Raw genomic sequence first — 13,144 nt, forward strand, 5'->3', positions numbered from 1 at the left:
ACTCTTTTATGTATATCTTCCTCTGAAATATTGTCGTGCTATAATATCCTCATCCTTAAGCTCATGGGCAGCATATACAGGCCAGTACGGCTGCCTTAGAAGCACTCTGCCCAGTGCAACCATATCCGCCCTCTCGTTTCCTATTATCTCCTCTGCCATTTCTGGACTGGTTATCAAGCCTACAGCCACAGTTGGTACTCCTGTTTGCCTTTTTACAGCTTCTGCATAAATTATCTGATAGCCAGGATATAAATCTATCCTTGGCGATAAGAGACCACCCGAACTGCAATCCACAACATCCACAAAGTCTTTCACAAGTTTCACTATCTCTATCGTTTCTTTTATGTCAAGTCCTCCGTCTACAAAATCGGTAGCAGATACGCGCATAAAAATTGGCATATCATCAGGGATGTTTTTCTTTACCTCAAGTAATACTTCCCGCAAAAATCTCACTCTGTTTTCTATTTTGCCTCTGTACTCATCACTTCTTTTGTTAGAAAGTGGTGACAAAAATTCATGAATAAGATAACCGTGAGCTGCGTGAACCTCTACAGTATCATAGCCAACTTTAACAGCTCTTGCCGCCGCAGTACCGAAAGCTCTAATTATATCTTTAATCTCATTTTTAGTAAGCTCTGATGGAACGGGATATTCGTCACTCCACTTAATACTCGAAGGAGCAACAATCTTTTCGTTTTTCACTTCACACTTTCTCCCTGCATGAGCTAACTGAACACCAATTTTGCCTCCTACAGAATGCACAAAATCCACAATTTTTTTCAGAGGCTCGATTTGACTATCATCCCACAATCCTAAATCATTGCCAGTAATTCTACCTCTCCTTTCCACGGCTGTAGCCTCTTGCATGATAAGGCCTACACTTCCCACTGCTCTGGTACCATAATGGACAAAGTGCCAGTCAGTTGGCTTACCGTCGTCACCAGCAGAATACATGCACATGGGAGACATCATGATACGATTTCTAATTTCAAGGCCCTTTAGCTTAAACGGAGTGAAAAGCTTACTCATACCAACACCTCTGCATAGTTTATTTTTTCTTTTGTATCTTTTTAAAATCATAAAAAATCCGTGCCCAGGTCACAGATTTATTTATCCTAACCTAAGGAATACGGAAAAGATCCAAGTGAAGCAATATGAGCTACTATCAGCAGTACCAGTACAATCACAAACATATACCATTTTGCATGAAACATCCTGAGAGTCTTTTTAAACTTTGGACTTGCTTTCGTAAACCTCATGGTAAAACCTGCAAACACCATCCAAGCCATGACAGCTATTAGTATCCAGTGAAATACCGAAGCATACTGCACCATTAAAACGCCATGTACTAAAGCTGCGATAAATGCTGCAGCATTTCCTATATAATGCACAGAGTGCCACCTATTTCTCATTTTGTCTAACCATTTCCAGTGCTTTTTTGGTGAAACCACTTGATTAATAAGATGAAAAAACACATAAAGATTAGCGATGAAAAAAAGTGCCGCTGCAATCGTTCCCATGTTTAAACCCAGCGATATATTGACTGGCATCTCTTGCATATCTACTATCTCCCCTATTTTCAAATTCATTTTTGAAGCTCATATTTCTGATGAAATGCGCCTTGGTGTTTTCGCCTTTTACCCCCGTGATGGAGGAAGTGCTTCCATTGATAATTTGATTATACCATATTTTTTCGAAGGTGAGTTATCTTATCACACAAATCTTGTATAATGGGTTTTAGCGACCCTTCGCCCTGCTCCCCCCCATAAGGTTGAAAGAGTTTCAGCTTCTTCGCGCAGCTTCTCACCCAAAAGAAAAAGGGATCTGCGCACAGTTGACATTTTTGAAATTATATAGTAAAATAAGGAATTGGAGGGCCTAAAGAATCTCGTGCACGTAATGGTGCTTGGCACTTTAATAGTGCGAAATTCCGCATTAAGCCGGATATTATATTTTTTTGATAATCAGGCCCTCCATTTTTGACCTCAAAAGTTGGGTTTTTTTGTATGTATCGTCAATAACGAAGTCAATTGCCGGTGTAGCTCAACGGTAGAGCGGCTCATTCGTAATGAGTAGGTTGGGGGTTCAAATCCCTTCACCGGCTCCACAATATTTTTTAGTATTTTAAGCGTCTTAAGACGCTGTTTTGTTTTTATAGACGTTATCAGATTTGAGAGTTGGAAGGAGAAGAGGAAGTGATACTCCAAGATTTTGAGAAAAAAATATTTAAATTTATAAAAGACTATAAAATTTTTAACAAATATGATAAAATTCTATTAGGAATTTCCGGCGGCAAAGATTCAATGTCTTTGCTTCATGTGATGTCAAAATTATCGAAAGCAATGGGATTTGAAATATCTGTAGCCCATTTAAACCATTGTATGAGAGAAGAAGCCGATAGTGACGAATCCTTTGTGAGACAAGCTTGTGAGAAACTAAAGATACCCTTTTTTTCGAAAAAAGTGGATGTTTTTACATACTCAAAAGAAAACAAGGTGGGCGTTGAAGTAGGGGGAAGAAACTTAAGGTATGAGTTTTTTTATGAAACATTAAGAAAATTAAGTTATAATAAAATAGCAACCGCCCATCATATGGATGATTTATTTGAAACAATGATTTACAGAATTTTGAGAGGAACCGGAATATATGGATTAGGCGGTTTAATCCCTATAGAAGAAGAAATAACAAAACCAATGTTATGTATCGACTTGGAAGAAATCAAAAATTATGTTACAATTAATAATATAGAGTATGTGGAAGATAAGTACAATTATTGTTTAGATTATGCTAGAAATAAGATAAGATATGAAATTACCCCTTTTTTTAAGAAGATCAATCCAAGGTACAAAGAAAGTTTTTTTAGACTTGCAAAAATCATCTGGAGTTACAGAGAAGAAGTTAAAAGAAAGTTTGAAGAAAGAAGTGAGATAGGAAAAGAGTTGTTACAATTAAAATTAGAAAATGATTTTTTTGATGCCGAAACATTAAGAATTGCCTTTTTGAAGTTTGGTAAATATCCGCCAAATATGGAGGAAACAGAGAAAATTATAAAAATGCGCAATGGCGGAGTAAGAAATATAAACGGACTAAGTATAACGAAAAAAAGCGATACTCTACTTGTTAAAATTTGAGATACTTATAGAAGTGAGAAAAGAGGAGGTCTATGTCTTGCAAAACAAAAGAAACCAACCTAGAGTTTTTTGGCTATTATTAATATATATAACAATAGGTATTTTTATATACGTTGGAGTCAACAGCCTTATCGGTACTCAAGATGTTTCAAAAATAGAATATAGTGAGTTAGTTCAAATGTTGGAAGATAAAAAGATTGTTTCTTTAGAAATAGAAGACTCTGGTTATGCTAGAGCAAAAGATCAAAGAGGGCTTTATTACGAGACATATGCTCCTAATCTTTTATCGGACCAACAGTATGTTTATGGACTTGCAAACCAAGGGATAGAGATTAAATATGTCAGAAGCTTGGAAAATAGTTGGTGGATTTCTATCTTAACGTTTCTTTTGCCTGTCTTTTTACTTATTTTTCTTTTCACCCTTTTGTTTCGATCAAGTGCGGGCGGTGCAAATCAAGGTATGAATTTTATAAAAAGCCCTGCCAAAAAATATGATCCCAAAAAAACCCGCACCACTTTTAAGGACGTTGCAGGGGTTAAGGAAGCGAAAGAAGAATTAACAGATGTTGTAAAATTTTTGAAAGATCCAAAGGCTTTTAATAGGCTCGGAGCTAGAATGCCAAAAGGTGTACTTTTAGTAGGGGAACCAGGTACAGGTAAAACTTTACTCGCCAGAGCGGTGGCTGGAGAGGCGGATGTCCCGTTTTTTTATATTAGTGGTTCTGATTTTGTTGAACTTTTTGTTGGAGTAGGAGCAGCAAGAGTTCGAGATCTTTTCAACCAAGCTAAGGCTAACGCACCTGCTATTATTTTTATTGATGAAATAGACGCGGTAGGTAGACAAAGGGGAGCAGGTCTGGGAGGAGGTCATGATGAAAGGGAGCAAACCCTTAACTCCATCTTAGTGGAAATGGATGGATTCGATCCAAGTATTGGAATAATAGTTATGGCAGCCACAAATAGACCTGATGTTCTAGACAAAGCTTTGTTAAGACCAGGAAGATTTGATAAAAAAGTGGTAATTGATAGACCTGATGCCGAAGGAAGAAAGGACATATTAAAGATTCACTTTAGAGGCAAAAAAATAGCACCAGATGTTGATTTAGAAGTGTTAGCCCGAGCTACTCCAGGATTTGTTGGAGCAGATTTAGAAAATTTAGTCAATGAAGCGGCCCTTTTGGCAGCCAGAAATGGGGAAAAGTTCATTACAATGAAGGATTGCGAAGAAGCCATCGAAAGGGTTATAGTTGGTCCAGAGAGGAAAACGCGGGTGCTTTCTGATCAAGAAAAAGAAGTCGTTGCCTATCATGAACTAGGTCATGCTATTTTAGGAACATTCTTACCAAATGCTGATCCTGTACACAAGGTAACCATTATTCCTCGAGGTTACGCGGCCTTAGGGTATACTTTACAGTTACCATCTGAAGATAGGTATCTGATGAATAAATCTGAAATACTCGATGATATTGCAGTAATGTTAGCTGGTAGAGCTGCAGAAGAAATAATATTTGATGAAATAACCAGTGGAGCTGAAAATGATCTAAAGCGAGCTACAGAAATGGCCAGAAGGATGGTAGAAAGTTTTGGCATGAGCGAAAAAATTGGTCCTGTAGCTTGGGCTAGCGAAAGTGAGGAAACTTTTTTAGCACGTGAACTCTTTAGAGAAAAAAACTACTCTGATGAAACTGCAAAAGAACTGGATTCTGAAGTAAAGCAAATAATAAATAAAAGCTATGAAAAGGCTAAATCTATACTGTTAGAAAACAAAGAGAAACTCCAACTCATTGCCCAATATCTTTTAAAAAAAGAAACTATCACAGGAAAAGAATTAAAAGAATTATTACAAAAAGATATGGATGATCTGAAAGAATATGTAGAAAGTTTTGGTGTGACCTCAACTCGGGAAGAAGAAAAGGTGGTAAATTATGAATACCTTTCTAGAGAAAATAATCTCATTGAAAGGAAAGGAATTTAATTATTCCTTTAAGGTAAAAGATGAAAGTTATTTATGGTCAGAAGATAAAGAAGTTATAAGTTTACATGCTTTAAGCACCTCCTCTCTTTTAGAAGAAATACATAAATGTAGTTATAATACTATAAAAGATCTTTTGGAAAAAGATCAGGTTTCTGTAGTTTCACATAGTTGTATAGATCATCTGTCCTCGACCCCTTATTCTTTTAAGGTATTTATAAAGTTAAAAATAACTGACGTAACCTACAACAAAGTGCATTTTCAGGGAGAAGCATTTGATGAAATCGACAAAATTGCAACTTTTGAATTAACTCGAAATATTGTTTCCAAAAAGATTCTAAGAAAAAACTTAAATCACAAAATGGAGAGCATTAATTTGTCGGGACAAATTTCTGAGCGTTACACCTAAAGATGAGTAATTGTTGAATACATTAACACAAAAAATATCCCAAAGGGGGGAAAGAAAAGTGGCAAAAAAAAGTATTATGATAGTAGAAGACGATCCGGCGATCTCTGAAATGTTATCTTTGAACTTGACTAAAGAAGGTTACGAAGTAATAACGGCTGTGTCTGCTGATGAGGCTTTAAAGAAATTGGAGGAAAAAGATACCGACTTTTTCATTGTCGATATTATGTTACCAGGTTCAATGGATGGATTCGATTTAATTAGAATATTGAAATCCAGCGAAGATTACCGCAACACCCCTGTGCTCATATTGAGTGCAAAAGATGATGCTGCGGATAAAGTTGCGGGGTTAGAACTTGGTAGTGATGATTATGTCACAAAACCTTTTAATGTAAGAGAACTAATTGCAAGAATTAAAAGCATATTTAGAAGACAAGCTGCATCAGCGCAAATGAAAGAAGAAGGACCCAAAAAAATCACAGCCAAGGATTTGATTATTGACACTGAAAGATTAGAAGTTTGGGTAAATGGCAAACCAGTTAGCCTTACCCCATTGGAGTTCGACTTGCTAGTTTTTCTTGCTAAAAACGAAGGAAAGGTCTTTAGTCGAGATGTATTGTTGGATAAATTGTGGGGATATGACTACTACGGAGATACAAGAACAGTAGACGTTCATATCAGAAGGTTGAGAACAAAAATTGAAGAAGATCCTTCCAATCCAAAATACATAATTACAGTAAGAGGGAAAGGATATAAATTCAGAGATCCTGGAAAGGAAAGAAACTACTAAATATTCAATGGCAGAGGGTATTACCTCTGCCTTTTTTCCAGTTGCATTTTATTAATATTAATAAACCAGGTGAAAAATATTGGTCAATATATATATTATTGTTATTTTATTACTTGTCATTACAAATATTTTATTTATATATGCTTATTTGAGAAAGAGAAGAGAAGAAAATGCTCATCAACGGTTTAAAAATGAGATTGCAAAAAGTATAAATATAAACATAAAAAATCCTGTTGATGATTTTCTTCTGCATCAACTAAATTCATATATTAAAAATTTAGAAGAAAAATACAAATCCGAAAAATACAAAAGAAGGAACATATTTTCGATTCTAGACACCCTTTCTGAAGGAATAATATTGGTTTCTTTTAATCAAAATGAAATTATCAGGGTGGATTTTGCCAATTCTTTTGCTAAAAATATTTTTACAACAGAAAATTTTGTGGGTAGGTCATTAACAGAAGTAATTGATAATCATAATCTCATTGAATTGACTTTAAAAAGTTTTAAAACTAATAAAGACATGGAAGAGGAGACTTCATTCTATTATCCAGAAAAAAAATACTTCAGATGTCAAGTTAAATCAATAAATGTTGAAAATTATAGAGTTATTATTTTGTTAGATATCACGAAAGAAAAAAATTTAGAAGATCTAAGAAGAGAATTCTTAACCATCATGTCCCATGAAATGCGGACACCCTTATCCGTTATAAGCGGGTATTTAGAAACGATATTGCACGAACCTAATTTAAATGAAGAAATTTATCAACCCCTAAAAAAAATAGAAGAAGAAATTTCGAGATTAACGAGAATGTTTAACGACCTTTTAGATATAGAGAGATTGGAAAAAAATATAGGCGAAGAAAAAAGATTTGTGTTTTTCAATTTCTCTAATACGGTAAAGAGAGCTTTTGATTTCTTTAAAATTGTTGCTGATAAGATGTCCATTGAGTTTGAAGAAGAAATAGAAGATGATCTATACGTTTTCGGTAATGAAGATAGACTCCTGCAGGTAGTGTATAATATTTTAGACAATTCTTTTAAATTTACAGCATTGAAAGAAAAGGGCGAAAAAAAAGTATGGTTAAGATTGTACAAAAATGATAATAACATAATTTTGGAAATTGAGGATACAGGAATAGGTATACCTTCAAAAGAGTTAAAAAGGATCTTCGATCTATTTTACAGAGTAGACAAATCCAGAAGCAGGCAAGTCCCGGGTTTAGGGATTGGTTTGTACATAGTCAAAACAATTTTGGACAACCATAATGCCAGAATATATTTAGATAGCGAAGAAAACAACGGCACATTGTTTCAAGTTATACTACCTTTAAAAACAAGTATCGAAACGGAGGCTTAAAGTTGAGAGCATACGATATTATAAAAAACAAAAGGGATGCTAAAGAAAACACAAAAGAAGAAATAGCCTTTATGATCAATGGCTATTTAGAAAACCGTATTCCAGACTATCAAGTTTCTTCCTGGTTAATGGCTATCTTCTTCAATCATTTAACAGAGGAAGAAAGTTATAATCTAACGGATGTAATGCTTAAAAGTGGAGATATTATAGACTTATCAAGAATCACAGGTAAAAAAATTGACAAACACTCTACTGGAGGCGTTGGAGACAAAACTACAATAGCAATAGCACCTATGGTTGCCTCATTAGGGGTTAAAATAGCCAAATTATCAGGCAGATCCTTAGGGCACACTGGAGGGACCATCGACAAGCTTGAATCTATTCCCGGTTTTAAAACTTCTCTAACCACTAAAGAATTCTTTGAAATAGCGAACAATGTAGGGATTGTTGTGGCCGGACAGACTGGAAATATAGCCCCAGCAGATAAAAAGTTGTATTCGTTAAGGGACTCTACCGCAACCGTTGAGGAACTATCTTTAATAGCTTCCAGTATAATGAGTAAAAAACTTGCCATAACTAGTGATGGAATACTCTTGGATATCAAAGTGGGTTCGGGAGCATTCATGAAAAACTTAGAAGATGCCAAAGAGTTGGGTAGAATCATGCTAAAGATTGCAAAAAGATACGATAAAAATACTATTGCTTTAATTACCAATATGGATCAACCTTTGGGAGAAAACATTGGAAACGCATTGGAAGTAATGGAAGCAATAGATACAGTGAAAGGAAGAGGTCCAAAAGATTTTTCTGAGTTGTGTTTAGAAATCTCTTCTCATATGGCTTCTTTATCTGGTATAATAACCTATGAAGAAGCAAGGAAAAAACTAATAGAAAACATAGAACATGGTATAGTAAAAGAAAAAATGAAAGAATGGATAAAAGCTCAGGGTGGAAAAGAAGAAGTAGTTGATGATCCTAGTAAGTATCTTAATATAGCACCAAAAACTTTAGAATTCAAAGCAAAGGAACAAGGGTATATAACCTTTATTGATACCGAAAAAATAGGTTTAGCCTCAATGGTATTAGGAGCTGGCAGACAAAAAAAAGAAGATATCATCGACAAAAGTGTTGGTTTAACAATTAACAAAAAGCTTGGAGATAAAGTTGAAGAAGGAGAGACAATAGCCAAGTTGTTTGTCAGCGAAAAGAGCGACGTTGATGCCTCTCTAAAGCTTTTGAATGAGGCTTACAACATTAGTAAAGAAAATCCTAAAGGTATAAATAAAAATGTAATTCTTGATGTTTTGTTTTCCGATGAAAAAAGTTAAGATGGATGGAAAGTGGTGCAAAGGGACGCTAAATAAAGTTAAACAACGGAGGATCATTTATTGATGAAAAAGCTTATCTTTCTATTCTTGCTAATAATTCTAGCAATAAATTTATTTTCTGAAGAAGCTATTTTTATATCTCAAAACAACCCTCCTCTCAGTATGGAAGCTATCAAAAATCAAGATTATTTTTATATTAATGTTGAACATCTTTCCAAATATGATAGTATGGTAATGAATCGCACTTCCAGAATAATGTATATAATATACAATAAAAATGTCTTAGAAATTAGTTTGAATGATTACTACTCCAAAATAAATTTTATAAACAAATATAATAATTCCGTACTGATTGTTGATGAAAACGTGTATATAAGGGAAGATGTCTTATCTACATTCTTACAGTTGAACCGTTTTAAAGATATTGACAGTATATTCTTCTATTCAGAAATTCCAAAAATAACTAACTCTAATGTAAGTACAAGTGAAATCGAAATTGGATTCAATTCATATCTTTCAAAAGATTCGATAACTTTAACTAAAATAACAAAAGATGGAGATTACTTATTAAGCATAAAACCTGTTGCCCCGATGGAAAATATTCCAGATAACTTCGATTATTCATACTCAAACAATACTGCTTATTTAAAGTTCAAGAGTGATTTCAACTATGAAGTTAATTTAAATGGAAAAAATTTATCTATTATTATCGATAAAAAAACTATTTCAACAAGTGCAGATACGGATAAAACCACATCTAAAAATGAAGGGCTTCAATACATTGAAAAAATCGAAGAATTAAACGGACAACGTTTAAAAATTTACCAATTGATAGTTAATCCAAAAATATATCAAATAAAAGTTGATTTGAATAATTTAGGAACACGTTCCGATGTGTATTCATTTTTAAAAGATAAAAATCCGATCTTTTCTGTTAACGCTTCTTTTTTTGATCCTCAAACCTTAGAACCAGTTGGGAATATAATATCCGACGGCACACTATTACATTTGAGTTCCTATTCACGACCTGCACTAATTATAGGAACAAATTTTCTAGACATTGACTATATTAAATTAGAATACCAGTTACATATTGATAACCTACTTTTTTGGGTAAAATCCATTAATTCTACGTGGAAAGGTGACGTTAAATTATATACTCATCATTATAAGGGAAACATAGCGGAAACAGAAGGAAATTATGCTTTTTTCTTAATCGATGAAAATAATCGGATTATATCAAAAAACAAAACAACTCCTTCTGAAGGAGAAAAATTAGTACTTATAGATAAAAAATACGAAAAATACCTGGGAAATATATCGTTGGGAACAAAAATTGATTTCACGCTTAATAAAAGCGAAAATTTGCCAAACGATCCTACTTTACTTTTAGAGGGAGGACCTATATTAATACATTCCAAATATACCCAAGAACAACTAGATGCTGAAAAGAAAAGTTACTCCAATGGAATAATTTATAGTAAAGCCCCAAGAACCGTAGTTGCGATAGATAAAGATCGAAATATCAATTTAATGGTCATTGAAGGACTTGATAATCCTGAAACAGGTCTTACATACGATGAAACAAAAAACTTGCTATTTGAATTGGGCGAGTTTGAAGTTGCAATGATGCTAGATGGTGGTAGTTCTTCAATAGTTTATTACGAAGGTGAAATACAAAATTTTAAAAACGAAAAAACACGTAATTATATTCCGGTACTTTTAAGTGTTTATGAAAAAATCCTGTAGTTAAGAAATGGATTGAGAATGGAGGGGTAACATTGAGTGAATACAACGCTGAAAAAAAGAGGATCGTAGGATTCTTTGGACATCATGGATGCGGTAAAACTACCCTTATGGATGATGTCCTTGTAAATCTTGGATTAACCGATAGAATAGGTCAAAGACATTTAGACAAGGATCCAGTTGAAAAAGAAAAAGGAGCAACCTTTTCCAACCACATTTTCTCGTTCGATTTAGATGATTCAAGGCTCTACTTTTTTGATACCCCAGGATCTTTAGACTTTATAGGAGATATACAAATAGCTTTAAACGCAGTGGACAACGTAGTTATTGTAATAAACGCTTCTGCTGGTGTAGAAGTAACAACTGAAAGAATTTGGAATATGGCAAGAGAATTAAATAAACCGATCGTATTTTATGTAAACCAAATGGATAAAGAAGGAGTGAACTTCGGGAACTTAATTCAAGAACTTAAAGAAAGTTTTGAAGACGAAATAAGAATAGTTCCTTTCCAAATTCCCATAGGCGAAGGCCCAGATTTTAAAGGTATTATAAATCTTTTATCAAATGACGTAATTACATATGAAGAAGGAACAGGCAAATCTTCCAAACAAAGCGAAATTCCAGATAACGCGAAAGATTATTTGGAAAGATTTCATTCTGAAATAATAGAAGATATTGTTGAAACAAACGAAGAACTAATGGAAAAGTATTTTGAATCAGGTGAAGAAGGATTAAGTCAAGAGGAACTGATTTCCTCACTTCATAAAGCGTATGATGAAGATAAAATAATTCCTGTATTAATTGGATCCGCTTTAAAAAATATCGGTTTTGATCAATTGATAAAGGCTTTAATCAGTTTTGGAATGACACCACTTGAAAGAAAATTTTACACTGAAGAAGGTACTGAGATTTCTTCCCAAGAAGATGGTCAATTTTTAGGTATTATCGTTAAAAATGAAGTAGACCCATTCGTTGGAAAACTCACTTATCTAAGAGTCATTAGCGGTTCTATAAAAGCCGGTTCTAGTATCTATATTGTTGAAGAATCCACAAGAGAAAAGATCTCCCATATCAATATACCTAGATTTGATAAGAACGAAGAAGTGGAAATGGCTGGCGTTGGAGATATCTTAGTTATACCTAAGCTAAAATCAAGTAAGATAAATCAAACCGTATCCAGTGAAGAAACGTCAAATAGGCTGAAATTACCTGAATTTCCAGAACCGATGATATCTAAGTCCATAGCTCCTAATTCTAAAAATGAAATAGACAAAATTACTGAATCGTTAGCAAAAATAGCAGAGTCAGATCCAACATTTAAATGGGAATTCGATTCTGAAACCGGCGAAACGGTCATAAGTGGTATGGGAACAGTTCATCTAGAAATAATGATAGAGAAATTGAAAAAGAATTTCGGTATTGATTTTGAGGTAGGAAAACCAAAAATTGCTTACAAGGAAACTATAAGAAGCAAAACACAGGCCGAGTACAAACACAAAAAACAAACCGGAGGTCATGGCCAATACGGTCACGTTAAAATAGAAATTGAACCACTAGAAAGAGGGAAAGGCTATGAATTTGTTGATAAAATCGTTGGAGGCGTCATCCCAAAAAATTTCATACCATCAGTAGACAAAGGTATCAGAGAAGCTATCAAAAAAGGTGTTTTAGCTGGTTTCCCGGTTGTTGATATTAGGGTTACACTCTTTGATGGTTCTTATCATGAAGTTGACTCTTCAGATATTTCATTTCAAATAGCTGCAAGACACGCATTTAAAATAGCCATGGAAAATGACAACCCAGTTATTTTAGAACCAATTATGCATGTTGAAATATTCTTACCCACTGAAAACACAGGAGACGTTATCGGTGAAATTACAGCAAAAAGAGGAAGACCTTTAGGAATGGAATCAGCGGGGAAAGGATACGATAAAATAGTAGCTGAAATCCCACTGGCCGAAATGTTGGATTTTTCACCTCGTCTCAGCTCTATTTCCTCAGGAAAGGGTTATTTTACCATGAAATTTTCCCATTATGCTGAAGTAAGCCCTGATATACAAAACAAAATAATAGAAGAAAGAAAAAGAGAAGAAGAATTACAAAAATAAAATGGGGCTATGCCCCATTTTTAAATAGCTTTTGCTGATTTGTGCAAAAAGCTTTTTTAAGTTTGCCGCATTGTGTAAACGATGTTTTTTTGCAGCTTTGTGCAAAATGATTCTTTATAATGCCTTAGAAACAATTTCCATATTCTCATTTGTGAAACAAATGATGTGTTGCTTTAGAAATGTTTTCCAAAATCTCGTTTGCTACGCAAACGATGTTATACGAACTTGGGGTTCTTAAGGGGCGAAGCCCCTTAAAGATTATGGGTGGGGAGCGGGGTGAAGGGGCGCTAAATAAAATTTTTA

The 13,144-nt window shown here is 34.2% G+C and carries 10 protein-coding genes and 1 tRNA gene; 9 read left to right on the plus strand and 2 right to left on the minus strand.

Annotation, left to right across the window (positions count from 1 at the left end; translation table 11 throughout):
- Positions 1 to 6 precede the first annotated feature (6 nt).
- Positions 7 to 1,029 carry an NADPH dehydrogenase NamA gene (namA, locus tag X927_RS05545; protein WP_103077105.1) on the minus strand — a complete coding sequence of 341 codons (1,023 nt, stop codon included), beginning with the start codon at positions 1,027 to 1,029 and terminating at the stop codon, positions 7 to 9.
- An 86-nt stretch (positions 1,030 to 1,115) separates the two neighbouring features.
- Positions 1,116 to 1,559 carry a hypothetical protein gene (locus X927_RS05550; RefSeq protein ID WP_245855482.1) on the minus strand — a complete coding sequence of 148 codons (444 nt, stop codon included), beginning with the start codon at positions 1,557 to 1,559 and terminating at the stop codon, positions 1,116 to 1,118.
- A 473-nt stretch (positions 1,560 to 2,032) separates the two neighbouring features.
- Here X927_RS05550 and X927_RS05555 point away from each other — a divergent pair.
- From X927_RS05555 to fusA, 9 genes are all read left to right on the plus strand, one after another.
- Positions 2,033 to 2,107, plus strand: a tRNA-Thr gene (locus X927_RS05555).
- A gap of 88 nt (positions 2,108 to 2,195) precedes the next feature.
- The gene (tilS, locus tag X927_RS05560) at positions 2,196 to 3,131 is read left to right on the plus strand and encodes a tRNA lysidine(34) synthetase TilS (RefSeq protein WP_103077106.1); all 936 of its coding nucleotides are present in this window, start codon (positions 2,196 to 2,198) and stop codon (positions 3,129 to 3,131) included.
- 37 nt (positions 3,132 to 3,168) lie between these two features.
- Positions 3,169 to 5,106 (plus strand): ATP-dependent zinc metalloprotease FtsH, encoded by a 1,938-nt coding sequence (gene ftsH, locus X927_RS05565; RefSeq protein ID WP_103077107.1) that lies wholly within the window; start codon positions 3,169 to 3,171, stop codon positions 5,104 to 5,106.
- On the plus strand, positions 5,057 to 5,512 hold the full coding sequence (locus X927_RS05570) for a thioesterase family protein (RefSeq protein WP_103077108.1): 456 nt from the start codon (positions 5,057 to 5,059) through the stop codon (positions 5,510 to 5,512). Before ftsH ends, X927_RS05570 begins: the two co-directional genes overlap by 50 nt.
- Positions 5,513 to 5,570: 58 nt before the next feature.
- A complete protein-coding gene (locus X927_RS05575) occupies positions 5,571 to 6,299 on the plus strand; it encodes a response regulator transcription factor (RefSeq protein WP_103066531.1) in 729 nt (242 codons plus the stop codon).
- Positions 6,300 to 6,378: 79 nt separating this feature from the next.
- Positions 6,379 to 7,659, plus strand: a complete 1,281-nt coding sequence (locus X927_RS05580; RefSeq protein ID WP_103077109.1) for a sensor histidine kinase — start codon at positions 6,379 to 6,381, stop codon at positions 7,657 to 7,659.
- A gap of 2 nt (positions 7,660 to 7,661) precedes the next feature.
- On the plus strand, positions 7,662 to 8,987 hold the full coding sequence (locus X927_RS05585; protein WP_103077110.1) for a thymidine phosphorylase: 1,326 nt from the start codon (positions 7,662 to 7,664) through the stop codon (positions 8,985 to 8,987).
- A 63-nt stretch (positions 8,988 to 9,050) separates the two neighbouring features.
- Positions 9,051 to 10,736 carry a phosphodiester glycosidase family protein gene (locus X927_RS05590; protein ID WP_146026583.1) on the plus strand — a complete coding sequence of 562 codons (1,686 nt, stop codon included), beginning with the start codon at positions 9,051 to 9,053 and terminating at the stop codon, positions 10,734 to 10,736.
- Positions 10,737 to 10,768: 32 nt separating this feature from the next.
- Positions 10,769 to 12,841, plus strand: a complete 2,073-nt coding sequence (fusA, locus tag X927_RS05595) for an elongation factor G (RefSeq protein ID WP_103077112.1) — start codon at positions 10,769 to 10,771, stop codon at positions 12,839 to 12,841.
- The last annotated feature ends 303 nt before the right edge of the window (positions 12,842 to 13,144 follow it).

The sequence above is a fragment of the Petrotoga mexicana DSM 14811 genome (genome assembly GCF_002895565.1).
GTDB classification, from domain to species: Bacteria; Thermotogota; Thermotogae; order Petrotogales; family Petrotogaceae; genus Petrotoga; species Petrotoga mexicana.

What these genes read in the sequence shown, in the direction of transcription:
- X927_RS05590 (WP_146026583.1), top strand. Translation starts at nt 9,051, where the DNA reads ATGAAAAAGCTTATCTTTCTATTCTTGCTAATAATTCTAGCAATAAAT.
- X927_RS05570 (WP_103077108.1), top strand. Translation starts at nt 5,057, where the DNA reads ATGAATACCTTTCTAGAGAAAATAATCTCATTGAAAGGAAAGGAATTT.
- namA (WP_103077105.1), bottom strand. Translation starts at nt 1,029, where the DNA reads ATGAGTAAGCTTTTCACTCCGTTTAAGCTAAAGGGCCTTGAAATTAGA.
- X927_RS05550 (WP_245855482.1), bottom strand. Translation starts at nt 1,559, where the DNA reads ATGCAAGAGATGCCAGTCAATATATCGCTGGGTTTAAACATGGGAACG.